The organism is Arthrobacter sp. NPDC093128, assembly GCF_040683875.1.
Lineage (GTDB): Bacteria > Actinomycetota > Actinomycetes > Actinomycetales > Micrococcaceae > Arthrobacter.
The window spans coordinates 36,319-60,748 of the sequence record NZ_JBFBEY010000026.1 but is presented as its reverse complement, the minus strand read 5'-3'; the positions used below and the strand labels follow the sequence as shown (position 1 = coordinate 60,748).

23 protein-coding genes and 1 pseudogene are annotated in these 24,430 nt (G+C 60.9%); 2 read left to right on the top strand and 22 right to left on the bottom strand.

Translation table 11 applies throughout. From position 1 onward, the window contains the following. Nucleotides 1–793 precede the first annotated feature (793 nt). From AB0N24_RS23340 to AB0N24_RS23330, 3 genes are all read right to left on the bottom strand, one after another. Nucleotides 794–1,096 (bottom strand): hypothetical protein, encoded by a 303-nt coding sequence (locus AB0N24_RS23340; RefSeq protein WP_364129706.1) that lies wholly within the window; start codon nt 1,094–1,096, stop codon nt 794–796. A gap of 410 nt (nt 1,097–1,506) precedes the next feature. Next, a complete protein-coding gene (locus AB0N24_RS23335) occupies nt 1,507–1,632 on the bottom strand; it encodes a hypothetical protein (RefSeq protein ID WP_364129704.1) in 126 nt (41 codons plus the stop codon). 444 nt (nt 1,633–2,076) lie between these two features. Continuing rightward, the gene (locus tag AB0N24_RS23330; protein WP_364129701.1) at nt 2,077–2,436 is read right to left on the bottom strand and encodes a hypothetical protein; all 360 of its coding nucleotides are present in this window, start codon (nt 2,434–2,436) and stop codon (nt 2,077–2,079) included. Between the two features lie 269 nt (nt 2,437–2,705). Between AB0N24_RS23330 and AB0N24_RS23325 the strand changes: the two genes are divergently transcribed. Then, nucleotides 2,706–3,824 carry a helix-turn-helix domain-containing protein gene (locus AB0N24_RS23325; protein ID WP_364129699.1) on the top strand — a complete coding sequence of 373 codons (1,119 nt, stop codon included), beginning with the start codon at nt 2,706–2,708 and terminating at the stop codon, nt 3,822–3,824. Between the two features lie 890 nt (nt 3,825–4,714). Here AB0N24_RS23325 and AB0N24_RS23320 read toward each other — a convergent pair. The 18 genes and pseudogenes from AB0N24_RS23320 to AB0N24_RS23235 all read right to left on the bottom strand — a co-directional run bounded on the left by AB0N24_RS23320 (nt 4,715) and on the right by AB0N24_RS23235 (nt 20,198). Then, complete coding sequence (locus tag AB0N24_RS23320; RefSeq protein ID WP_364129697.1) at nt 4,715–5,332, bottom strand: CGNR zinc finger domain-containing protein; 618 nt, start codon at nt 5,330–5,332, stop codon at nt 4,715–4,717. Nucleotides 5,333–5,352: 20 nt separating this feature from the next. Next, nucleotides 5,353–6,273, bottom strand: a complete 921-nt coding sequence (locus tag AB0N24_RS23315; protein WP_364129695.1) for an alpha/beta hydrolase — start codon at nt 6,271–6,273, stop codon at nt 5,353–5,355. After that, on the bottom strand, nt 6,266–6,703 hold the full coding sequence (locus tag AB0N24_RS23310; protein ID WP_364129693.1) for a nuclear transport factor 2 family protein: 438 nt from the start codon (nt 6,701–6,703) through the stop codon (nt 6,266–6,268). Before AB0N24_RS23310 ends, AB0N24_RS23315 begins: the two co-directional genes overlap by 8 nt. Before the next feature lie 43 nt (nt 6,704–6,746). Next, nucleotides 6,747–7,505 (bottom strand): alpha/beta hydrolase, encoded by a 759-nt coding sequence (locus AB0N24_RS23305; RefSeq protein WP_364129690.1) that lies wholly within the window; start codon nt 7,503–7,505, stop codon nt 6,747–6,749. A 77-nt stretch (nt 7,506–7,582) separates the two neighbouring features. Further along, entirely contained in the window at nt 7,583–8,431 is an 849-nt protein-coding gene (locus AB0N24_RS23300) for an MBL fold metallo-hydrolase (RefSeq protein WP_364129687.1), read from the bottom strand. Nucleotides 8,432–8,543: 112 nt separating this feature from the next. Beyond that, on the bottom strand, nt 8,544–9,470 hold the full coding sequence (locus tag AB0N24_RS23295; RefSeq protein ID WP_364129684.1) for an alpha/beta hydrolase: 927 nt from the start codon (nt 9,468–9,470) through the stop codon (nt 8,544–8,546). A gap of 28 nt (nt 9,471–9,498) precedes the next feature. Continuing rightward, a complete protein-coding gene (locus AB0N24_RS23290; RefSeq protein WP_364129681.1) occupies nt 9,499–10,788 on the bottom strand; it encodes an NADH:flavin oxidoreductase/NADH oxidase in 1,290 nt (429 codons plus the stop codon). Nucleotides 10,789–11,096: 308 nt separating this feature from the next. Beyond that, a pseudogene (locus tag AB0N24_RS23285) lies at nt 11,097–11,330 on the bottom strand (3-hydroxyacyl-CoA dehydrogenase); the annotation flags it as partial. 29 nt (nt 11,331–11,359) lie between these two features. Continuing rightward, nucleotides 11,360–12,313: a D-2-hydroxyacid dehydrogenase family protein gene (locus AB0N24_RS23280; RefSeq protein WP_364129678.1), complete on the bottom strand. Its 954-nt coding sequence runs from the start codon at nt 12,311–12,313 to the stop codon at nt 11,360–11,362. A gap of 443 nt (nt 12,314–12,756) precedes the next feature. After that, nucleotides 12,757–13,521 (bottom strand): glucose 1-dehydrogenase, encoded by a 765-nt coding sequence (locus tag AB0N24_RS23275; RefSeq protein ID WP_364129675.1) that lies wholly within the window; start codon nt 13,519–13,521, stop codon nt 12,757–12,759. 25 nt (nt 13,522–13,546) lie between these two features. Further along, the gene (locus tag AB0N24_RS23270) at nt 13,547–14,944 is read right to left on the bottom strand and encodes an aromatic acid/H+ symport family MFS transporter (protein ID WP_364129674.1); all 1,398 of its coding nucleotides are present in this window, start codon (nt 14,942–14,944) and stop codon (nt 13,547–13,549) included. Nucleotides 14,945–15,030: 86 nt separating this feature from the next. Next, nucleotides 15,031–15,822 (bottom strand): SDR family oxidoreductase, encoded by a 792-nt coding sequence (locus AB0N24_RS23265; protein ID WP_364129672.1) that lies wholly within the window; start codon nt 15,820–15,822, stop codon nt 15,031–15,033. 190 nt (nt 15,823–16,012) lie between these two features. Then, nucleotides 16,013–16,351, bottom strand: a complete 339-nt coding sequence (locus AB0N24_RS23260) for an SDR family oxidoreductase (RefSeq protein ID WP_364129669.1) — start codon at nt 16,349–16,351, stop codon at nt 16,013–16,015. 116 nt (nt 16,352–16,467) lie between these two features. Then, the gene (locus AB0N24_RS23255) at nt 16,468–16,608 is read right to left on the bottom strand and encodes a hypothetical protein (protein ID WP_364129667.1); all 141 of its coding nucleotides are present in this window, start codon (nt 16,606–16,608) and stop codon (nt 16,468–16,470) included. 16 nt (nt 16,609–16,624) lie between these two features. Continuing rightward, nucleotides 16,625–17,488, bottom strand: coding sequence for an alpha/beta hydrolase (locus AB0N24_RS23250; RefSeq protein WP_364129664.1), 864 nt, complete (start codon nt 17,486–17,488; stop codon nt 16,625–16,627). A gap of 397 nt (nt 17,489–17,885) precedes the next feature. Continuing rightward, nucleotides 17,886–18,299 (bottom strand): tautomerase family protein, encoded by a 414-nt coding sequence (locus AB0N24_RS23245; RefSeq protein WP_364129661.1) that lies wholly within the window; start codon nt 18,297–18,299, stop codon nt 17,886–17,888. Nucleotides 18,300–19,113: 814 nt separating this feature from the next. Then, nucleotides 19,114–19,542, bottom strand: a complete 429-nt coding sequence (locus AB0N24_RS23240) for a helix-turn-helix domain-containing protein (protein WP_364129659.1) — start codon at nt 19,540–19,542, stop codon at nt 19,114–19,116. 344 nt (nt 19,543–19,886) lie between these two features. Continuing rightward, nucleotides 19,887–20,198 (bottom strand): ArsR family transcriptional regulator, encoded by a 312-nt coding sequence (locus AB0N24_RS23235; protein ID WP_277524404.1) that lies wholly within the window; start codon nt 20,196–20,198, stop codon nt 19,887–19,889. Between the two features lie 49 nt (nt 20,199–20,247). On the opposite strand from AB0N24_RS23235, the gene AB0N24_RS23230 reads away from it, so the two are divergent. Then, nucleotides 20,248–21,501 (top strand): MFS transporter, encoded by a 1,254-nt coding sequence (locus AB0N24_RS23230; protein WP_364129655.1) that lies wholly within the window; start codon nt 20,248–20,250, stop codon nt 21,499–21,501. A gap of 1,403 nt (nt 21,502–22,904) precedes the next feature. Here the strand turns inward: AB0N24_RS23230 and AB0N24_RS23225 are convergent. Further along, nucleotides 22,905–23,936, bottom strand: a complete 1,032-nt coding sequence (locus tag AB0N24_RS23225) for a DUF4192 domain-containing protein (protein WP_364129652.1) — start codon at nt 23,934–23,936, stop codon at nt 22,905–22,907. Nucleotides 23,937–24,430 lie beyond the last annotated feature (494 nt).

The following is a 24,430-nucleotide window of genomic DNA, read 5'->3' as shown; positions in this document are numbered from 1 at the left end:
GGAACTGCTGAAAATGCGAGGTGGCCATGGCAGGCTCTTTCCTCAGGGTGCATGGAGGGCTGCCGCGAGGCAACAGCAGCGTTGCCTCCCGGCCGTGCACAAAGCCGGGAGGGGTTCATTCCTAGGGTTAGGGTCGGGAAGTAGCGTTTCCTGCATCGAATTTACCCCGCGCAGGAGCGGCCGCATACATCTTGCGGGTCACGATCGAGACTCAATTGCCGGGTCTCATCCACGCTTGGCGAGGTGGGCGTCCTCGGTCCCCGGGCGTTATTGGACGGCCGGAGCTGGGGCCGGGTGATCATTTCGCCGTCACGTCGGGGGGGGCCTAGGCAGTGGTCTCGTGTGGCGTCCAATGCAGCGGGAGCTGGGGAGTTGGGTCGCGCCCGTCCCTGAGAGGGTCGTCGATCGACGGTTGACCGGCAAGGGGATGAATGCCTCCCGGCTCAATTCCCGATCGTCCCCGTGGCATGCCTTGACAGTACGAACATTGCCGACGGAAAACTGGGCAGACGCGCTGGACCGGGTGTGAGGAGCGGCCCCCCTCCGCCTGGCCGGCGGGTTGAGAGTTCCTACGTTCGGCGCCATCCCGTGATGATGCGGCCGGTCCAGGCCAGAAGGCTGAGGGACCCGGCGAGGACCAGGAGGGTGGCGAATACGACGGCCTGTCCGAGGAATATCAGCAGGGCCCCCCGAGAGTGCCTGCATAGGTCAGGGACAAGCTCAGCGGCGAGAGGTCGTTCACGGCTGTTCTTCTTCCCGACCGGCGTGGGATTCGTGCGTGGGTTGCGGGATATCAAAGTCCCTGGCGTGCGGTCGTCACGGTGTCGAAGAATGTTTTCGGATCCTCGGAGCCCAGAAGGTCCCGGTGGAATGTGATGGCGTCGACCGGATCGGTGTCGATGAAAAGGATGGCCACTGCCATGGAGTGCACCACCGTGTACCTGGTCGGCCCCTCCACCCAGGACGACATCCCGGTGTACTCTCCGACGTCCAGGCCCTCGCCGAGCAGCCCCTTGGCCGCAAGCAGTTTGTACACTGCGTGCCACGCCCAGTCCAGAAGGTCGTTGATCGCTGCATCCACGGTAGGAGCGCTCATATATTGATGGTGGCACTGGCCGCCCCGTTCGGGTGCCCACACGGTGCGCGTGTCGGGCACGACGCAGAGGTGGATGCCACACGAGTCCGCCAATTGTCCAAAGAACTTTGGACAATTGGGGATGTTTCCTCCGAGTGCCCGGGGTCTTGCGGGTTCGTTCCGCCAGATTGCGGGGAGTACGGATGGGGATACAGTCCGCCAAGCCCGGAAAACCGGTGGGGTCGGGAAGCCCAACCGTAGGGAAGCGGTGGAAGCTCCGAGGATACCTCCCTCCAATTGTCCAGACATCATCTGGACAATTGGAGGCAAACGACAACGGCCTCGAGGAAAGAAGGAGCAGGAAAACCTGGACGAACGGGAGCCGGGATTCGCCCTGGCAGGCCGCCCGGCGCCACGGACAACGCGGCTGCTCATCGTCCGAGCACTTCGAGCACGTCCAAGTCAGTGCGAAGTAGGGCCAGGGTCAGGCTGGATGCCGCGATCCACAGTCCCGCGACCTGGATCCGGGTCGCCTTGCCACTGCCTTGTTCGTTCACCTGAGACCACCTGTTCCTTCCCCCTGGATGATCCAGCGTAGGGTGCGGGGCTGACATGCGGGGAGGCAAAACCAGTCCCGCCGCTGGCTGCGCACAGCATGTCCACCGGCAATGCGGGCGCTGTCAGGGACCTGTGAAGAAGTCCCGTCCCGTTGTCCACCGGAAATCACCGGCGTGTCTGCTCAGCCGGGAGAGTCGGCCCGGGCGTTCCTCGCATCCTGATCTGCGGCACAAACAACGACCGCAGCGTCCGCTACAACCTCGGCCCTAAGGCCGAGGAGACCAACTAGCGGCTCGACCGCGAGAGGGCCGAAAAGCGCCAACGGCAGCAACAGCCGGTACCCGACCTCATGAATATTTCCGCCTCGACAAGCGCCTCCTAACTGGGGCTTGGACGGCAATGCGCATCCTGCTGCGAATGAATCCTGTCAAGCTACGAGACGCTCAGAAGAGGTCCAGGCCTAACAATTTCGTGCCATTGGGTAGATTGCGTGTGGCCACGATTAGTTGACCGGTTATTGACCAGTAAACGTCGGTGTCGATGAGCTCAAGGCTAGAAGGCTGGTCAATCCCGCCGAGAAATAGCGGAGTCTTGTAGCCAACGCACTTGTCAAAGGGCACAGCGTGATGGTTCTCCGACCGCCAGGCATCAAAGAAGTCGGGCAACAGGCACGCGTCTCTGTATTCCATGAGGGCGGAATCGTGGAACGCCGAGAAGACGGCTGGAACTTCCAACGCTTCCCCCGTGCCCGGTTCCAGCAGAAGAACTCCAGGATCAGCCTGGGTGCCCCGGCTAAAGTCCAAGGCAAACTGCCTCCCGAGCCAATCGAAGCGGAAGCACGCGAGGGGCGCCACGTGATCCGGGTAGGCGAGCTGGACGGCCTCCGTTGCCTCCCTCGATGAACTGGCATCGCGGACCCTGTAAAGGCCCTGGTCGAATGTTGTCCGGCCATAGCGAGCGAAGATATCGTGCAGAATCTGAGGACTTGGTACGTCGTCAACAGCGGAGCTTGGGCTTCGATCAGTTGGCGTGTAGTTCTTCGCAAATACATCAAGACCCCCAACTCGTCGAGATGCTGCATGCGAGCATCGACGGAAACGTCTGGACCCTGGGCCATATTCTCACGAATGACATCGGTACTGATTCGATCCAGCCCAGCACGGGAGCGGTGGAGTATGCCATGCGGCTCGCTCAGCGCGATGTGCCGCTAGGCTCACTCACCCGCGCCTACTACCTTGGGCAGTCCATGCTCGTGCGCCGGGGCATCGACGCCGTTGACCAGTTGCAGCTCGAAGACAAAGACCTCCAGATGAACCTCGTGCGGCTCGTCACCGACGTGACGCACAACTACATCGATTGGATTCTGCAATACGTCACCGATGTGCACGTCGCAGAGCAGCAGCGGTGGTGGACAGCGCGTGCGGTGACGAATGCCGCCGCGGTGATGAAGGTGCTGCGCGGCGAGGCGATCTCGGCGGCGGGATTCGAAGCAAAGACGAAGTACTCGCTCGAACAGAATCACGTCGCGTTCATCGCGTGGCTTGAGTTCGGCACGCCCGACACAGAGGACCAGCAACGGATCGATCAGCTGCTGCGGCGAATGGCGTCGATCGTGCACTCGTCGAAACCGCCCCTGATCACCGCCTCAGACCGGTCGACCGCGTGGGCGTGGGCGGCGATGCCGTCCGCCGAGGTTAGCCCAGAGGTGCTGCACCGCCTCTCAGCGTTCGCTGCTTCAGCGGATGCACGGAATGTTCGCGTCGCAATGGGCGCGCCCGGCAGCGGGGTCGCGGGCTTCCGACGGAGTCACGAACAAGCGGCGAAGGCCAGACTCGTCGCTCTCGGCGCGCAGCGCTACCGCGAGGAGCGGCTGGTGGCGTTTGGTGACCCTGACGTGGGGTTCCTATCGCTCATCATGCACGACACGAAGAGCGCCCTCATCTGGACCAGGGAGGTGCTGGGGGACGTCGCACTGCCAGGGGAATCAAACGCGGCACTCCGTGAAACCCTTGCAACCTTCTACGCGAGCGGCGAGAACGTCTCGAAGACAGCTGAGCTGCTTGGCCTCCACCGGAACACTGTACGGCAGCGAGTGGGGCGGTTTGAGGAGGGGCGGGGCACCAAACGCACCAACGGCCTGGAGATCTCGCTGGCGCTCAGACTATTCGAACTGCTGGGGGACGGCAGCTGACCAGCCCTTCTTGCTGGAGCTGCAAGTAACGTGCCGACCGTCACACCTCCACCGCAAAAGGGTCAATTTCATCATGGACCTGCTTCGGACCGACCTGGCCCGTCACGAACAATGGAACAGTATCCGGCGCCAACGGCTCGTTGTGTCATTTTCAGCACCAGCCTGTAAACCGGCTGCCGTGTTCTGGTGAATCCTGGTCGCGAACGCCCTGGGCTTACAGCTACCAGGTTATCCACAACACGCCGGCGACGCGGCAGTACCGATGGCCGGCTACAGAATTCAACCCGCACGCGAGCAAAACACCCGGAGGTCCAATGACTAGTGCCACCAACGATCAGCAAGAAACTTACAAGCGATTTAGCGTCACGCCGATAGCGGCGCCGCAGGACATGAAAGTCGGAATCTCTCGAAACGTCCGCGATGGCATGCATCCGATCAATGGACTAAGGCATGCTCCCGCCGGAGACACCACCGGCTGGTATATCTGGGCCGACGAAGAACCTTCGTCCCCGTACATGTATCCCATATAAGCGATTGGTGCCCTAACGTCCTGTCCTACCGTGCATTGCCTCCTGGCTGGCGGTTCCTACTCGCCCCCGGACACGAGGACGTCTGGTTCGACTCCTCGATACTTCACCCCTGAAAAACGGTCAGGTCGCCTTAGCTAATTTGGCTGGCCGAGCGTTGAGATTAGGACTCAGCCGGATAAGTGCAGTTCCCGCCTGAATCCGGCGAATCACATATGGTGCGAATTCGACGGACTTCGATACCGCCGCCCCGCCGATAACCGGCCACTCCCGCGATTCCGTAGGGTTTCGGGTAGAAGCGGTGCGCTCCAGCGTAACCGGACGCAACGGCTGCAGGGAGATTAAGGCTCGCCCGGCTGAGCTTCAGTTGGCTGCTGAGCGTTCTCTGTAGGCTCGTACGTTGGCGCGGTTTCCGCAGAGCTTTACGTCGTGCCAGACACCGCTGTTGTTGTTGGAGCGGTCGTAGAAGACGACGTCACACGTCTCGCTCTTGCATGACTTCATGCGCCGCAGGACGCCTTCGAGCTGGCCTTGGTGGCAGATGAGCAGCAGCGCCGTTTCGAAGTACTTCCAGCCCTCCCCGTCGGGCCGGAGCTCGAGACCTCGAGCGGAAACTGTCATCAGGGGACGATAGGTGGGGTTGTCCCGGCCGGGTTCGCTGGCGGGTTCAGAGTAGGAGTGACCAAAGAGGCCTTCGAACAGCTGGTCCCTGAAGGCCACCAGAGCTTTCCTGTCGTTTTCGGTCAACCTTGGCAGGATTTTGGCCCAGCCCAGTTCGTCGGTCGAGCTCCATTGTTCAAGCACCTGGTCGGCCCATTCCTGCGCGGATTCCAAGGTGGCGAGCAGGTCAGGGGGAGCTAAGGTTCCCTCTGTGATGGTGTTGAGGAAGTCCTGAACGAGACCGAGGTTTCCGGGCGCGACAGACAGCCCGTATCGGGTTGTAGCGGGCCAAGCCATGTAGCGTCCGGATCCTTTGGGCATGTTGAGCAGTTCTCCTTAGTCTACTTGTCCTGCATTAGGTGCTTGGTGAACCATTGCAGGGCTGCACCGGAGGTCGCTTCGAATTCCCCGAGGTAGGCGTCAAAGTGTCCTCCGGGGAAGACCAGCAGCTCTTTGGGTGGGAGTGCGCGCTGGTAGGCCTCCAGTGCCAGGTCAGTGGGGGTCACGCGGTCGTTGTCCCCGACGATCATCAGAAGAGGCGTCGGTGAGACGCGTCCGATGAAAATCCCAGGCTCATATGCGCGTGCTGCTCTTGTTGAACGTACGGTGACGTTGTTCTCCCAGAGCCCGTCGGGGATGGGTTGCAGGTAGAACGATACGGCTTCCGGATCGGTGTAGCTTGCCGGGACGGTCCCGTCAGAGACCAAGGCAATACGGTGCGGTTCCTCACCCGCGAGCTGTGCCTGGTCATCGGCCGCGAACGAGGCCTCCAATGCTGCCAGTTTTTCCGGGGTCACCCGCCGGAGTCCTTGCTGATACCCACTGATGGTAGGGACCTGCGAGACGACTGCCTTTAGCCGGGGTTCGGTGGCGCCGAGCACGAGTGCATGGCCTCCCGAGTAGCTCGAGCCCCACAGGCCGATCCGTTCCTGATCGACTTCCGGCCGTGATTGGAGGTAAGTGATGGCCCTGCGCCAATCTTCGATCTGCTGCCAGGGATTGATGTCCTGACGGGGTGTTCCGCCGCTTTCTCCGAATCCCCGGTGATCGTGGAAGAGCACCACGAAACCGGCGTTGGCAAAGGCTTCAGCATAAGGCAGGGCGCCCTGTTCCTTGACCCCTCCGTACCCCATGGAAAGTGTCAGTGCCGGATGCGGGCCATCACCTGTCGTGGGAATGTAAAGGTTGCCCCGGAGCTCAACGTTGCCGTCGGCACGAAAGCCGACCCGTTCGATAGTGTACTTATCCTGGATTTTAGTCATTTGCGCGGAAGTGTCCTGATTCTAGTTTGCCTTGAGTGCGGCGGTTCATTTCACCGGAGAACTCCAGAATGGCTGCGAGGGGGCGGTGGCTGATTGAGATGTGCTGGATGAGTCCTTCCTCATTCCGGGTGAGTACCGTCACGCCGGAGAATTGGACTCCGGAGGCGCCTGTGGCTTCCCATTCCACGTAGGTCCGGGGACCGTTGGTGGCTTCATGGGTGAACCGAAGGTCTTTGTAGTAGTTGCTGGCCGTCGACATCACGGTGTGTACGTCGGAGCGGCCTTTGACAGGGACCAGAAGGGCCGCTGCCTCAAGCGCAACGTCATACGCGAACGCTCCTCCGAAGGCTTCCTCGGATTTGGCTGCGAATGCGCCGGTCCAGCTTTCCTCGGCGACTTCGTTTGTTTTGATGCTGTTTGTCGGGTTCATTGTCTGTGATGCCTTTTTCTTAGGTGCGTTGCGTGGCTTATTCCTAGGCCTTCACCCGGTCAAAGGAGCGGGCGAAGTCTTCCACGATCCGCGTAACCTCTTCGGGCTTCTCGAGGTGGGGGAAGTGTCCGGCGTCGGCGATGCCGACCAACCGGGCGTTTGCGAAGCGCGGAAGCACACCAGCGTCGATCACTTCCTGGGTGACGAATGGGTCACCAGTACCCCTGACGATAAGGGTGGGTCCGGCATAGGCTGAGGAAGTGGCCCCGGCGGTATCGCCGTTGTTCCAGGCATCGAACACCTCAGCGACCACGGCGGGGCGAACTGCAATTCCGGAGGCAAGCAAGGTTTCAAGAGCACGCGGGGTGAGGGACACCGAGACGCCGAGTCGTCCCTGCCGTTGCGCGTCGGCGTCGCCTCCCAGGGAGCGGAAGGAGTTGGCCGCGTCCCCTGCGAGGTGGACGCCCGCGAGGGGGACCGGCGTAAGCAGCACCAGTCCTGCCACCCTTCCGGGGCGCGCGGCGGCTGCGAGTTCGCTCAGTTGGGCCCCCATGCTTTGCCCCACGAGGACCACCGGATTGTCGGAGCGGTCGATCTCGGCGATCACCGACTCGGCAAGTCGATGGAGCGTGAAGGGTCCTTCATCGTTCAAGTGCGCGCCGGAACCGGGCAGGTCAAGGGCAACCGCTTCGAAGTCTTCTCCGAGGAGGGACCGAACGTCGTCCCAGGCGGTCCCGTCATCGAGGAATCCGTGAACGAGGACGATCTTGGTCCGCGACGCTTGGTTCTGGTTATTGGACATGCGTAGTGACTCCTTTGTCATCAGGTGTGCAGTTATTGGGTTGGGAAAAGCGTCCAGGAAAGTGCTTGAAACCGGTTCTAAAGCGTGCGGCTCAAAAGTCCTACTGCGCCATACCAAACGGGCCCCGGATTCATGCGGAAGGGGTGACGGCGCATGATGGTGTTGTAGTACTCCTCCGGGCTTGATGCCGTCGCGAGAAGGTGCTGCGCGTCCTTGAGGTAGGCGCGCGTTTCTTCGATGCTGGCGGGGTCATCCGATGCGCCGGGGGCCTTATGTCCCGCGACGACGAACTTGGGCTTCAGCGCTGCAATGGTGTCAAGCGCCGCGAGCCAGGAGGCGAATCCTTCTTCGGATGATTCGAGCACATACTGGTGGACCCCGTTGTAGACCGAATCGCCTGCTACGACGAGCTCCAGCGACGGAACCCACAGGGCTGTTGTGTCGTCGGTGTCGGTGTGCCCGAGCTCGATCGGAACCAGCCGGTTCCCCTCAATTTCGAAACCGTCAGCGGGAACCGCCTCGGCGATCAGGGGTGACGGCGGGACGAGCCCCGGGAAGACTGCATCCCAGAGCTTCTCGCGACCGACGGTCGCTTCGTGCTCCATGCGGCCGAGGGTGCCCGGTGTTGCATAGACCGTCACGCCGGGGAAGCTGGAAAGCAGCTCTCCAACGCCCAACCAGTGATCGCCGTGAGCGTGGGTGATGTAGACGTACCGAAGTGTCTTACCCGAGTCCTGAATCCAGTTACGTACGCGCTCGATCTGCCCGAAGGTATAGGGGACGTCAACCAGTACGGCGTCATTTTCTCCGGAAATCAATGTGATCGACAAGGGTGAGGAGACTATCGCCTCGCCGCTGGGAAGCCGTTGGTCTCCGGCACGCGGAGTGCCGTCGAGCACCAAAACTTCATAGGACAGATTTGTCATTGGTTGTTGTTCCGTTCCGTATCAGGGCACTAACTCAATGTTGTAATATTCACACAGGCGATGCCTATTACACAAGTCCTTGGGTTCGATTCCTCCGCAGACATGTGCCTGTCTAGCTGCGGTACCAATCGGCGATTTTGCGGACAGTCTCGTCTGCTACGGCGGAACGTCCGGCCGAAATTGGAAAGATGTGCTGCTGTCCGTCGGCAACGGAAAGCGTAACGTCCACGCCGGCTGATTTAGCCGCGTCGTTCAGCCTGGTGGCATTGTCAAGGAGCATTTCGCCTGATCCAGCGGTGATGTACAGCTTGGGGAAGCCGTCGAAGTCGGCGTGCAGCGGATTCGCCAACGGGTTTTTCGGGTTCACTGTGTCGCCGAGGACTCCCGCAACCATGCCTTGCAGCAGTGGGAGCGAGAACAGGGCATCAGTGGCATCGTTGGTGACGATAGTTTCACCGCTGTTCTCCATATCCAGCCATGGAGAGAAAACGATGACGCGGCCGGGAAGCGGGAGCCCTTTGTCCCGAAGGGCCAAAGAGGTTGCGATCGCCAGGTTCCCGCCGGCTGAATCTCCGATGGACGTGATGTCCTCAGGCCGGACGCCCCGTTCCAGCAGGGCTTCGTAGACCGCGACGCTATCTTCGAGGCCCGCGGGGTGCGGGTTCTCCGGAGCCAGACGGTAGTCGGGGACAAAGGCAGTCACACCGAGTGCCTTTGCCACGTGGCCTGCCACTTTTCGGTAGCTGGCGGCGGAACCGACCGCAAATCCGCCTCCATGTGTATAGAGCAGGACCCGTGAGGTGTCCGCATCCTCGGGCAGGGCCCAGATGCCGGCCACCGCTCCCACTGCCTCCTCTTTGTAACTAACGTCTTCGGGTTCCTTGGTGGCCTGGTGCAATTCGTCGAAGATGCTGCGCAGTAGTCGGGTTGTCATGCCGGGCGTGGTCGCCATGATTTCCGACCAGTCGGTGTAGAGCTCCTTGAGCAGGTCGCTATCAGTCAGGTTTTGCGGCGATGCCAATTCGCTTGTGGAGATCATCCAAATACTCCTAAATGCTTTTCTGTGTTTACCAGCGTCCTTGCCAGTAATGTGCAGGGTGCGCCTTGGTGGCGCCAAGCTTTTGCGCTGCCCGGTTTGGCCACTGCGGATCACCTAGGGCGGCCCGCGCAATGGAGACCCCGTCAGCTTGACCGGTTACGAGTATCTGTTCGGCCTGGCCCGCTTCGGTGATCTTACCCACAGCGGTCACAAAGGCATCGTCAGGCAGCGACTGCTTGACGGCTTGGGCCAGTGGAACCTGATAGCCAAACCCGTTCGGGCCGTAGTATGGGCCGATACCAGCACTGGACAGGTCAAAGGCGCGCATGCCGTGGGAGTAGAGTTCTTGGGCCAATTTGATGGTGTCCGCCGTACGCCACCCGTCCTCGACCCAGTCTTCACCGGAGAACCTGATGCCCAGCGCCTTGTCGTCCGGCCACACTGCTGCAACGGCGTGCACGATTTCGCGCAGGTAGCGGGTGCGGTTTTCCCAGCTGCCACCATACTGATCGGTGCGTTTGTTCGACAATGGGGAAAGGAACTGGTGGATCAGGTACCCGTGGGCGGCGTGGATTTGAATCATGTCAAAGCCTGCTGCATCGGCTCGTTTGGCGGCCTCAGCCCAGGACTGAACGGAAACGGCAATTTGCTCTTTGGTCATTTCAACGGCTGGTTCCAAACCGTAGATGTCACTGGGTGTGGACGTGACGGTTGCCCAACCGCCCATGTTTTCCGGGATGCTTCCGACTTTGCCCTCGGTTTCGAGGTCCTTTAGCCAGCCGTAGGTCGAGGCTTTCGCACCAGCGTGGGCCAACTGGATAGCGATAGCCGCACCGTGCGAATGCACATAGTCGGTGATGCGCTTCCAGCCGGCAGCCTGTTCGTCGTTCCAGATACCGGCGTCCCTGTCGGAGATCCGACCTTCAGCCGTTACTGCAGCGGCTTCGGTAACGATCAGGGAAAACCCGCCATTGGCCATCGAGCCAAGGTGTACCAGGTGCCAGTCAGTCGGCACACCGTCAGTCTTGTCGATGGCGTACTGGCACATGGGGGCCAAGACGACACGGTTCCGCAGTGTCAAGCCGGAGCCGGACCGGGTCGGAATAGTCACAGGCGTGAACAGAGCAGTTGCGTCTGCGGGCATTTGTTGCCACTTCTTATCACCCTCGACGAGTGCTCTGTTCTCCTGGCCTCGACCCTGCAGCTTCGCATCCTCGGCAACCGTCCGGTCAGCGGATACCCCGCTCCTGGTGGTGTCGTTATCCCATTCAGCTTCAACAGTTGCGATGTCGTTATCAATCAAAGTCTGCTCAGTCATTTGTTTGGGCTCCCTTGCTCAAAATGGCTTCATCCGCGCCCATAGAAGCGGCGGACGGTTTCTTGACTACTGCTACTGCTTTCTAAAAACTCTGAAGATTCATTAGTGACCTTCTCTGGATCAGGGCACTAACTCGATGTTGTAATAATCACATAGGTGATGCCTATTACACAAGTCTTTGAGGACGATTTCCTCCGCATTGTGAGGACCTGTTCAGGAACGGTCACCCTCAAGGCGTCTCCGGTCAACAGCCCCTTGCGGGAGAAACCAACCGGAAGAAAACCTGACGCAGAGTCCGGTTCTGGCGTTCAGGATGCGCGGTGGAATGCCTTGCCGTTGACCCGTTGTGCGGCGCCCACCCTATCCAGGTAGGGGGTGATGCCTCCGAGGTGCATGGGCCGGCCGGCGCCTGTGATCATGCAGAGGTCGATGTCCTCAGCGGTTAGGACCACGTTGTCTTCCAGGATGAGTCCGATTTCCTGAGCGAGCGCGTCCTGCACGCGGACCAGGACGTCCGTGGAGTGGCTTGGGGTCTCCCCGAATGGGCAGCAGGTCCCTTGCGCTTGGTGATCTAGTCGATCAGCCGGATCGGAGCACCTGCCTGGAATGCGGCGATGTCCTCGACCGCGTCCTGGTAGAAGATCTTGTACAGGTCGCGGGTGACGTATCCGATGTGTCCTGTGAGCAGTGCATTGGGTAGCGACCGTAACTGATGGTCTGCGGGCAGCGGCTCGGTGTCGAAGACGTCGATCGCGGCCGCTCGGATCCGGCCGTGGAGCAAAGTATCAACGAGCGCGACCTCATCGACCACCGGTCCGCGCGAGGTGTTGACCAGGATCGCTGAAGTCTTCATGGCCCCCAGTTCCGCTGCAGTGACTAGCCCACGCGTGCGACCGCTCAGAACCACGTGGATCGACAGTACGTCGCTCTCCGTGAACAATTGTTCCTTAGTTACTGCTCGGACGCCGTGCTCGGCGGCGGTTTCAGCGGTTAAGTTCTGACTCCATGCGATGGTGTTCATCCCAAAGGCCCGTCCCACCCGGGCCACTTCGGAACCGACGCGGCCCAGACCTAGGATGCCGAGGGTCTTGCCGAACAAGCCGTCACCGACCGATACCTGCCAGCCTCCTTTGCGCATGGACTCCACCTCGTCGGACAGATTTCTTGCGGCAGCGAGGATCAAAGCCCATGTGTGCTCGATGGTGGGGTGCGACTCGTACCCCGTCCCGCAAACAGTGATGCCAAGTTTTCGCGCGGCAGCAACGTCGATGACGGAGTTAGCCGGGCCGGTACTCACGAGGAGCCGAAGGTCAGTCAAGCGCTCCAGGACCTCGGCCGCGAATCCTGTCCGTTCCCGCATGGCCACGAGCACATCGAACCCGGCGAGGCTACGGACCGCATCGTCGGCGTCGGCGAACGGCTTGGTGAAGACACGCACTTCAGCGGAAAGCGACCCCCAATCAGCTAGGCCAGTTGCGACATTCTGATAGTCGTCGAGAATCGCGATCTTTATACGCTCAGTCATTTCTGGCGGTCTCCGCTTCCTGCGTAGTTAGCGATATAGGTCCGAGGACCGTTCGTGGCTTCATGGGTGAACTGAAGGGCTTTGTAGTAGTTGCTGGCTGTCGAGGTGGCGCTCCGTACATAGGCGCGGCCCTTGGACTGGGACCAGGAGGGCCGTCGCCTCAAGTACAACGTCTGCGAAAATGCTTCTCCGAAAGACTAGGAATTGGCCGAGAACGCGCCGGTCCAGCTTTTCTCAGAAACTTCGCGTTTGATTTGGTTTGTCTTTGTCTCTTATTCCTCCGCCGTGTGCCTCGATGACGCTGTCGAGAGGTCCGGTCATATTCTGAGCCTTGTCTAATTCTGCTCCTCAAGACAACGCCGCAAATCGTATCGATGCTCTGTCTGTATCGTTCGAGGGCCCAGTGGTGGGGGAATCGGCTGCTGCGCTATCGACCATCATCACTACGAGGCCATCAGGCCGCCGTCGACGAGCAGGATGTGTCCGGTCACAAAATCGGAGGCGCGCGATGAAAGGAAAATCACGGGCCCGATCATGTCCTCGACATCACCGATGCGCCCGAGCGGAGAGAGTCCCTCGAAGAACTTCACCTGGTCCGGTTGATCCGTTATTGCTTTGATGAACGGTGTGCGCACCAGGGACGGTGCGATAGCGTTGACGCGGATGTTCTGCGGCCCCCATTCAACCGCCAGCGACCGCGTCATGTTTACGACAGCACCCTTGGTGGCCTGGTAAGCCAGGTTCGGGTACCACCCGCCAGACAGCCCCAGCGCCGAGGCGGTATTGACGATCCTGCCACCGCCACCGGTAAACATGATCGCGGCCGCGGCTCGGGCGGCGAGCATCGATCCAGTCATGTTCACCGCGATCACCAACTGCCAGTCCGCCATGGTGAGCTCAGTGGTCTTCACGCGCCGGTTGACGCCGGCGTTGTTGAAGAGCACGTCGAGTTTGCCGTGCTCGTCGGCGATCCGAGCGAAACCGTCGATTACGGATGCCTCGTTCGTGACATCGATAGCGACCGCAGTTGCGCCATGACCGACTTCGGCGGCGGCCGATTCGGCGGCCTCCTCGTTGGCGTCAGTGATGATGACGGTCGCGCCGACATCGGCATATGCCGCGGCCAACGTTTTGCCGATGCCGCTCCCGCCGCCTGTGACGACGACGACGTCGCCGTCAAGGCGGAAGCGATCGGTTGTCTCGTTCATGGTGTAATTTCCTTATCGACGCGATTTAGTTGAGGGTGTTGTCGGCCAGCGCTCGCGCCTCCCGGCGACGTGACGCGACCCCGAGCAGGATCATTGCGATCGTTCCTATGAGGAGCGGGAAGCCGATTGCGAAGAAGATCTGCCCGGTGCTCCAGCCGAGGGAGAGCATGACGCCGCCGACAATGCCGCTGACAATGGTGCCGATGCGACCGAAGCCGTGCATCCACGAAACGCCCGTACCGCGGGCCCTTGTTGGGTAGACAAGCGCGGCAAGCGCGTTAACGCCCGTGTTCGTCGCGGGGAGGAACAGTCCCCACGCGAAGGCGGCCACCAAGAGGCCGGAGAATCCGAGCGTGAACGCCGCGACAGCCCAGATTGAGAGGGAACCGAGGCTAAACATGACACCGAGCACTCGGAAACTGCCGAGCTTGCCCATGGCGAAACCGACGAGCAGCGAGCCCACCGTGCCGCCCCAGCCGTACATTGCGACGATCACCCCCGCGTCAGCGGCGGTCAGCCCATAGGCTTTGATAATTAGCGGCAAGTAGTTTACGAGGAGGTAGGTGACCGAAAGTCCAATGAAGTAGCAGACCCATAGCAGGATGCTCGAAGCCAGGAACTGCTTGGAGAGCACGACTCGGACGCCGCCCTCCCTTACAGGCTCGGTGCGATCGATGCCGAGGTTAATGTTCTCAACGTCAGCGGATGGCGAAATTGCCTGGAGAGTGCGCTTGACCGTCTCGGGGGAGCGTTCCTTGAGCGCCAGGAAGGTAAGCGACTCCGGGATTTTCCACGCGAGGAAGGGGATGATCGCGAGCGAGAGTATCCCGGCAGTGACCAGGAGCGCCTGCCATCCGAGGGTCGGAACGATTGCGGCTGCCAAGTAGCCGCACAGGATCACACCGAAGGTGAATCCGGAGAAGGCGATGGTGATGAGAGTGGAACGTCGCGCGGCCGGCATAAACTCGGCGACAAGAGTGACGATTGTAGGCAGGACGGCGCCGAGGCCCAGGCAGGCCAACAAGCGGGCTGCGCCAACCATCTCAACAGTCTGCGATGCGGCACCGAGAAGCGTGAAGACTGTGAACCATGCGGTCCCCACCAAGATGATTGTCCGTCGTCCGAAGCGGTCGGCGAGGGGGCCACCGAGAATCGCGCCAATGGCCATACCCACTACACCGAAGGTAACCACTGCGGTAATCGCGGCAAGGGGCGTCCCCCAGTTGGCCACAATCTGCGGATAGACGAAACTCCACGCCTGGACGTCGATGCCGTCGAGGGTGATCACCAGGAACGCCAGGACTACGATGGACCAGCGTCGTCTTCCGACGGGTTGCGAGTCGAGGAAGCCCTGGATGTTCGTCTTCGCGGAGATTTTATCAGCGGTAGCCACGATCGGCGAGGTTGGATCAGAGGTAGCCACGATCGGCCTTTCTTGGGATCAACATTGACCCGGTAGATGTGTGTGAGGGAACGTCTAACTGGTGGGTGAGGTGCACTGCGGATCCGTTAGAGGATGGAACGGCCGCCGTCGATCACGAGTGTTTGACCGGTGATGTAGGAGCCAGCCGGCGAGGCGAAGAGCAGGACAGCACCCACCACCTCTTCAGGTTCTGCGATGCGCCCGAGGGCGGTCTTGCCCGCTGCCACGTCGCCTCGTGCGTCGTCGTCCCAGATGGCAGCGGCGAATGGTGTGCGCACGATCGAGGGCGCAATGCTGTTGATTCGGATGCCGCGACTGCCCCACTCCGCCGCGATGCTTCGAACGAAGGCGTCCGTGGCCGCCTTGCCTGCGCCGTATGCGCCGAGCGAAATGCTGGCGCGAACTGAGGCAATGCTTGAAGTTGTGACGATGGAACCGCCGCCGTTGTTCGACATCATCGGCAGGAAGCCGCGCATCAGCTCGAAGTTGTTGAGGACGCCGCTGAAGAGGCGGTCGAGTTCTTCGCGGGTAGTTTGTTCGATCGGGCCCATTGGCGCAAATGGCGTGGCATGCGCAATCAGGATGTCGATGGGTCCGAATTCGTCGGTGACGGCGGCTGGGAACGAGCGCACGTTATCCGAACTTGAGAGGTCGCAAATTGTGCCCGAGACCTCGATACCGTCGCTGGCCAGCGTCTCGACCGTGCTACGAACATCTCCGGCGTCGAAGCTCGAGATGATGGTGTCTGCCCCGTGCAGCGCAAAGGCTCGAGCGATAGCAAGTCCCATACCGGAGGTTGCTCCGGTGATCACGGCGCGCTTGCCGCGGAGTTCGAAGGGGCTGCCGGACGCGATGGCCCCCTGGTTCAGTGAGCGCATTGGCACGGAGAGTTCCTGTCGTCGTTGAGGGATTGGAGCGGGCTTGTGGCCGCTCGCGATGGCTGAGTATCCATTGCCGGTGGATGTTGTAGGTGAGGTGGAAGTCTCCATTGAATTCCAGTCCTGTCTAAATGGAGGAGAAGTGATAGAAGGGGGTTTCAGACCGGGCGGCCGGTCGGGAGCCCGGGTCCTAGATGACGTGGCGACCGCCGTCGATCATCAGGGTGGTGCCGGAGATGTAGGCTTCTGCTGGTGTACGGAACAGCGGGGCGGCCCCGACGACTTCGTCGGGTTCGGCAATGCGTCCGAGTGGGATCTTTGCGCTGAGCCGGCCCTCGTTCTCCCCGTCTTGCCAAAGCGCCTGGGAGAATCCAGTACGGACGATCCCTGGGGCGATGCTGTTAGCGCGGATGTTGCGCGGTCCCCGTTCGGCGGAAATGTTCCGCACGATGGAGTTCGGGGCGGCCTTGGCTGCTCCGTACTCCCAGCAGCGGGTTGGCTTCGATGGAGGCCATGCTGGAGGTGACAACTATGCTGCCGCCGCCGTTACTCGCCATTCCAGGCAGGAATCCACTTGTCAGGTCCAAAGTGTTCTGTATCCCTTAGGTCACAGGTTGATGCCTTCGACGGCGGTGTCTTGGCTGCTCATTCCCCGACCGCGGAGTCAAGGTCCTGCTGGATGTTGCTGGAGATGATCGTGCGGGCGCCGCAGGCATGAAAGCCCTTGGCGATGGTCAGTCCCATTCCCAGCGTGGATCCGGTGACCAAAACTGTTTTCCCCGACATGTCGAAGGGGATCGGGTCACTTCAGGCCGCCGTTTTCCTGGTCCCGGAGAAACTTTAGGACATGTTCGCTGAAGGTTTCCGGGTACTGGAACAGTGAGGCGTGTCCGGAGTCGGGGTAGATGATCAGCTGGGCATTGGGAATGCGCTGGGCCATTAGGAAGGAGTTCGGGGTGGGCACCATGACGTCGTTGGAACCATTGACGACCAGGACCGGGTGCTGGATGTTTTCCAGCTCCGGCAAGGTGGAGCCGTTGCCTTCCCACCAGTCAACGATGGCGGCGCGCAGTTTCGCGCCGGCCTCGGCAGTGACGTTGGCGCGTTCGGGACGCTCGGGGGTGTATATGCGTTCCATGTAGGCGCGGGTTGCGGCTTTGCCGGTCGGCTTCCCGTTGAACCACAAGGCCTGGAAGGTGAGTTCCGGGTCACGTACTGCATTCACCCAGTGTTCGACGTCCGGCCCGGGGTAGGTGGCTCCTTCGCCGCCGCCAGGACCGGTACCTACGAGGATGACGTTCCGGACCAGCTCCGGCTCGGTCAGGGCGATGCGCTGGGCGATGTACCCGCCCATTGAGAAGCCCAGCAAGTCGGCCTTCTCAATACCAAGCGTCTTGATGAACTCGACGGCGGTCTTGGCCATCTCGGTAATGTTGGCCCCAACCTCACCGTCGCTGAATCCCACGCCGGCGTTGTCGAAGGTGACCACGTGGCGCTCCTGGGAGAGCAGTTCGATGACAGCAGGATCCCAGTCGTCGATGCTTCCGCGGAACCGGCTGAACAAAACCAGCGGAACGCCCGACTGGTCTCCGAATTCGCGGTATGCCAGCTGTGTGCCGTCAACGTCGACGGAGGTCACAGGGGTGGCAGCGTACAGAGAAGACATGTCTTTCCTTTCAGATTGGGAATGCATGGGGGGTGCCCGTCAGATCGCGGTGACTACATTTTCGATAGTTACTCGAGTGGTTACTACGTTTTCAGTAGTCAATGGTGATGCATGCCACAATATTCCGTCGCAGCGCGGCTGTCAACGGTTAGATTCAGCATTCCGCAGGTTGGCTTTTGGTGCTTAGTGGAGTGGAAGACCAAGGGGGAGCCGGTGCGGTGGCAACGGCGGGCCACACGCCGCCAAGCGCCAACATCCTCAATAGCGCGTTGTTGCGCGGCAGGAGCCCTCGCAGGCCCTGGTGATACCTCGGTGGCGGAGCCAGCGGCCGTATCCCGCAGGCGCTGCCGGCCAGCACTAAATTGACGAGACCGCGCCGCTGCATCCGCGAACTTTCCTATTTTTCCACCCAAGGCATCGAAAGGTCGATATCAGAAACCAGGTTACCGCCGCCGAAGCTCATGTTCTCCAACGGAATGGCATACATAAGCAAAGTTATATCGTCTTGGTCGACACCGGCCCGTTCCACTGCGTATCGCGTGACCAACTCGGCGAGCTTGCGCTTCTGCTCGATCGTTCTGCTGTCGCCGAAGGTCACGGTCACGATCAGGCTCCGGTCGGATCTCTTTTGGGTCGGGAACGTCGGGTGGATGAAGAGCTCATCCTCGCGATGCTCGCTGATGATGACAAAACGATCATCCATGGGCGTTTCCATCGCTTCATGAAGCGCAAGATTCAAGGCGTCGGCAAGACCTCGCTTCTCCTCGCTTGAGAATTTTTGAGCGGGAATATATGCGTGGAATATGGGCATAAATTTTTCCTTTGTAGTTGTTCAGCTTGATAGCGTCGACGGTGGAACTTCTAGCGAGTTAACAATCGCCGGGAATATGGCCTTGAGGGCGCCACCGCTGCCAAATATCGTGATTGGGAATGCGCGGGCGATGCCCGCCAGATCGCCATGGCTACATTTTCGATAGTTACTGGACTGGTTACTACGTTTTCAGTAGTCAATGGTGATGCATGCAATATTATTCCGTCGCAGCGCGGCTGTCAATGGTTAGATTCAGCATCCCGCAGGTTGGCTTTTGGTCCTTAGAGGAGTGGAAGACCAGGGGGCCGGTGCGGTGGCAACGAGTTTTCCGCTGGCATCGGTCACGATGCTTCCGCGAAGGTCACGCGGCTTCCCGGCTTGGATGTCGACACATGTCAGCACGCCGCTGCCCACGTGCACGGGGCGAGTTAATTGACCTTGAATTAGATGGAGGTGTAGCCCCGGCCTTGGGGTGTGGCCTGCACAGCCGAAGGCCGAGTCCAGCAAGGTTCAGACCGGACCGCTGTGGACGGCGCCGATGGGGTGGTAGCGGGATTCATTGGGGTGGCAAGTGAAGGCGACCTTGCCCGCTGCCGCCTCGACCAGTGTCATCTTCAGCTGTTCGCACATGGGCGGAGGCGGCTGCTCTCTGCCGGTCATTGAGTGCAGGTAGCGAGGGCGCTCATTGTCGGCATGGCGGTGCTGATGGCGGGTCGCGCCGCTCGATGAGTCGTTTGTGCTCGGCCACGACTGTTTTTTCGTCCTGCAATGTCCGGCCGTAGATGCTGTTCGGGCGCGATGCGCCGGCTACCGGCTACCGGCTGGAGGCGCCTGGCGCGGCGGCTACGGGCTCGCTGAACCAGCGGGATATGACGCTCCGGGCATAGCCTGAGACCGTGATGGGGTCAGCGGCCTCGGGCCTGGGGGCGTGTTCGTATCCCCAGTTATCCAAAACCTTGATCAGCACCTCGAGCTCCTTGCCGGCGGAGGTCAGCTTGTACTCGAACCGCGGAGGCTTTTCGTTGTACAGGGAGCGCTCGAAAATGCCCGAGTCCACCAGAGTGGCCAGCCTCTTAGACAAAACCGTAGGCGAGATGGAGAGACTTTCCAGGAATTCGTCGTAGCGGCTCTTGCCCCTGAAGACGGCGTCCCGGATGATCAGCACGCTCCATTCGTCACCGATGGCTTCGAGAGCATGGGCGACGTTGCATTTCATTCCGTCAAAGCTGCTTCGGTTGCGCATTGTCCCACGCCTTTCTAGGGTCGACTCAATCACTGATCTAGCGAACTAACTCCTGAGTTGATAGTTATCATACCCGAGGGGATCGAATTCAGTTCGGAGTGAGGTTTGGGCCGCACGATGAGCCTCAGTCGAAGTCTCGGACCAGGCGGCCGGGCGGCGCCGCACCGGGTCCGGCTTTCCGCTCATTTGTGGCCAGGTTCCTTAAGGCGCAGATTCGCAAGGTCCCTCGCGCACGATGGATGCGCTTTCGCGTCCGCTGTCCTGCAGGGATTCCCTTCTTGCTCCGGCAATCCTCCTAGAGCGTCGGTTGCAACTGATGTTGTGACCCACCGCTTGCTTCGACCCTATGCTCCGAGCACAGCCTCCAGCAACCCGGGGAATCGAGCGTCCAGGTCCGAGCGTCGGAGCGTCAACTGGCGGTTGCGCCCACGCAACTCGCTGGTGATGACGCCGGCTTCCCGCAGCACTTTCACCTGATGCGAGCGGGTGGACTTGGGGACGTTCGCACCCAGCGACGAGCAGTCGACCATGTCCAGTGGTCCCCCCGACAGCTGACGTACCAAAGCCAGTCGCGCCTCATCGCTGAGAGCGAAGAGTACGAACGTCAGCTCGATGTCCTCACGGGCCGGGTGGGGTAGCTTTGTAGACTCGATCATAGTTCGATAATAGTTGAACCATAGGGAGTATGTGTTGTACCCTCCTTTGATGGTTCCAAATAATTCGAACGTTCTGGAAGTTGGCCGCGCTGTAGGTGTCGAGCGTTCGACACCTACTGACACCAGCGGACCGCGTAAGCGCTGGGGCTTTCGTCTCGCACTGTTCGCCACCACAGCGATGATGGCAGGCGCCAGCGCTCCATCGCCTTTCTACCCGGTCCTTCAGGCCAAGTTCGGATTCGCGCCGGTCACGATCACGATGGTGTTCGCCGTCTACGCAGTAGCGCTTCTTGCGCTGCTGCTCGTCGGCGGATCGTTGTCTGACCACGTGGGCCGGCGCCCCGTCCTATCGGCTGGCTTCGGGCTCTTGGCCATCAGCGTGTTTCTGTTCTGGCATGCAGACACTGCCCAGGCATTCATCGCCTCCCGTATCGTGCAGGGAGGTGCCAGTGGACTGCTGCTTTCTGCCCTTTCGGCCACGGTGGTCGATTTGGAACCCAGTCATAAGCCCGGATCCGCCGCTGCTTGGAACTCGGTGTCGGCAATGGCCGGCTTGGCGGTTGGCGGGCTGGTTGCCGGATTCGTCCTATTTGTCTTCGAAGATGGCGGGGCAACGATGGTATTCGGCACCCTCTTGGTGACGTACCTGCTGATCGCAGGTGCCATCTGGTGCCTTCCCGAGACATCCCCGCGGCATGATGGAGTGTGGGCGTCATTGCGGCCACGAGCGTCCCTCCCTCGCAATATGCGGAAAGCGTTCCTATTTGCCGTACCGGCCATCTTCGCCGGATGGGCGACAGGCGGCTTGTACCTCTCACTAGGGCCGGTCATCATAGCAACGCAATTCCACGAAAACTCTCACCTTGCCCGCGGCCTGGTGGTTGCACTGCTGGCCGGGTCAGGTGCCGTAGCAGGATTCTTGATGCGCCGCCGCACGGCGCGCTGCATCTCCCTGTACGGCACGACTTCAATTGCCATTGGAAGTGCCCTGGCGATTGGAGCGGTTGCCATGGGATCGCTGTGGATGTATTACGTCGCGGTGATAATAACAGGAACGGGCTTCGGCGCGGCCTTTTCAGGAGCCCTGCAGTCTCTTCTGCCGCTCATTCAGCCTCGCGAGCGGGCCGAGGTATTGGCAGCGGTATTCGTAGTCTGTTACACAGCCTTCAGCGTGCCGGCCGTGGCGGCAGGGCTACTCGTGCCTACTTTCGGCCTCTTTGCCACCGTATGTTGGTACGGGGCCATCGTAGCGCTCCTAGCCACCACGGCAGCACTGCTTCGCCAGTTCGGAACCCGAGACTGAACACCGCCGCGTCGGCTCCCAGCACGTCGTGTGGTCGGCTCGGCTTCCCGTGCTCCCAGCGGTAGAGCATATCTGCTGATTCGTCGCCTACTGGATCGCGATGCGCCTCAACCCGGATAGCAGAGCGTGGTGTTGCCGTCCCAGACCGAAGTCGCCGTAAAACGCCGATAACCGACGTTTTGTCACAACGCGACAGCACTCCTGGTGCCGCACTGAGCAGGGACTCCTTCTCCCCGGATTCGACGCCAGCTTCTTCCGTGCCAGCCTAACGGCCAGGCCGGTCGTGCCGGTTCCTCCGTTTCAGCCCATGAGAAGTCTGAAGGGAGGACGAGCCGACATGAGGAATTTCGAGCCGACACATGTGTCGCCAGCTGATGGGTTCAGAACCGGCTGGTGGGAAGCCGGGGCCGGAAGATTTTCGGCAGAAGATGGAGCCGTCGCACCCCCGGTGCGGGGAACGGCAGTCGTTCGGAGTGCCTGGAAGGTGACAAAAAGAGAGTGTGGACGATGTCCACACTCTGGGTTTCGGATCGGGTCGTATATCGGCCGGATCGGGCGGGATTGCGTATGTTTGCGGGGGAGTGGCGGATTTGCAGGGGCTGGAATGCAGTTCGAGTCCCACCTCGGGCACGCATAACCCCTCGTCAGAGGGGTTTTTGCTTTAATGTGTGGACATTGTCCCAGCTCGGGCCCCTCCGACGCTGTCCGCAGTCTGTGCCTGGCGCCGCGGTCGCCTATTCGGTTGCGTGGGTGGCGGGGTCAGGGTCCTGGCCTGTGGGCCTTCCGCCTGCTGGGATGTGGGGTCATTGGGGTCTCCGTTCTTGCTCCTGTGGTGGCTGGGGCGGGTCCTTCACTTATTCATGGGGCGGGGTTGTGCTGACGACATGACCCGGGCGTCGTTTTCCGAAGTTTTTTCGTCGCCGTTTCTTGCTTTCTCCGGACTACGGCAGTGGGAATGTGGACGGTTGTCCGTCCAAAGGCCCGTGGACATTGTCCACACCCTGTCCACTGGCGGCTTTCGACCTGCGTTGTGATCCCTTCCTCATGGTTCTTCCTTCACTACTTCATGCAGGTCTCTGTTTCAGGCGACATGACTTTGCGGCCTGGATCGTCGGTTTTGGTGGGACGTTCCTGTCGGCGGGCACCTCACATGGCGTATCTGTGGCCGGTGAACGATAGGTCGACGGCGTGAAGGCGTGTGGGATCCGGACTCTTCTTCCGGGCAGCCCTGGTCTTGGTTGTTCCGCCCGGCTTTGACGCCCCGGGCTGGCAACGCTGCTTACTTTCCCTTCCGCGGAGCATACGCAGGTGTGGAATTCGCATCCGGGCGGCTGGTGCGCGGCGGTGGAGAACTGGCTCCGGAACGTCCCGCCGTCGTCGTCTGTGTCTCTATGACTGCGCGGCTACGAGGCTTCGAGGCCCCAGGGCCGGAAGGCCCGGTCTTTGTCCGTGTTCCAGCCGCCTACCATTCCGGAGCCGATCATTAGATCGCTGAGTCTGGCCAAGCGGTAGGCGGGGTCTGCTTCGAGGGCGAGCTGCAGGAACTGGTGGGCTTTGCTGCCGCGGCCTTCCCACCAGTTGATGAAGGCGATGGCGGTGAGGATGGGTGCGGAGTGTTTGGTGCTGCTGTGCGTGTACGCGTGGAGCAGCAGTTGCTGTGCCCATTCGACCCTGGACCACTGAGGCCCGCCGTGGGTTTGGGCCAGGAGAACCCGGTCCATGGGTTCGTCGATTCCTGGGATGTCGGCCATGAGCTGGTCGCGGATGGCGGGGGCCTGGAAGTTGGCAATGAGATTGATGGTCTGGTCGTCGTTGGGATAACTGATCGCGTCCAGCATGCCGTCCCAGAGCGTCCTGGCTTGCTCGAGGGCCTCGCCCGGGTTCATCCCGTGAATTGTCTTCACACGGTCATCGACGGCGTCCGCTGTGCGTTCTTCTTTTGTCGGGGCTGGCAGGGTGATGTGGTTTGTTGGTGCGATGGTGCTGCCGCGGTAGACGAATTCGGCGTTGATCTGGCTGGACTGGGTCGCTTTCAGCGGAAGTGATGGTCCGTCCTGCGGGTCGCCGTCGTATGGGGAAACGGTGTTGTCTCCGACGAGGAGCCCGTCGCGGATGGACATGCCGCGTTCGGCCAGCGCGCAGGTCAGTGCTGCGATGGTTGCTGCGTGGGGTTTGGGATGCCCGGGTTTCTGGGTTTCGGAGGTGTAGACGGCGAAGAGTACGCTGGCGGTGCTGGTGTCGTGGGCGAGGTAGTCGGCGACTGTGCGTGCGTAGCTGAGTCCGCCCTCGTGTGTGGGGAGGTCAACTCTGAGTGTTGCGCCGACGCGGTTGGCGTCCAGGGTGATGCATACGAGGCTTTCGTGCGGCCAGAATCCGAGGGTGTGCCCGACGAAACTGAGGACGTCGGCTGGGGTTTTGATGGTGAGCGGTTCCATGGTCCTTCTCCTTCAGCGGCTGGCGGGCACCGGGGGTGTCTGTCAGATTGCGGCGTCGTTCTGATAGCGGAGTCACCGCTGGGTTTGAGGGTCCGGAGTGCAACTTGGGGTACCGGGAGCGATCCAAAGTTTCGAGAGGAAGTTAGCGACGGGGGGGCGCTGAGCGAAACTTTGGATCGTGAGCGGCGCGTAGCGCCCTGGTTGCGTGGAGGACCCGCCCAGCGATGATGGGGATCAGAATGACAAACAGCGAAGTTGCTTCTGATGGTTCATGGAGGCGGGGGAGCGAGGCGGCATGACGGCAGGGAAGCCGGTGCTCAGTGAGCTCTGCCGTCATGAACGCAGGTGCCTCGAGCTGGATTTGAACCTGCCACCTGCCCTGGAGGGGGCTGCTCCACCAACTCTGCTATCGAGGCGTGTCCTGCTGACGGAGAAACTTCCCGGGTACAGCCGTCGGATGGCCGCCAGGACCTTCGTCAGGTGGTTGTCCTTGG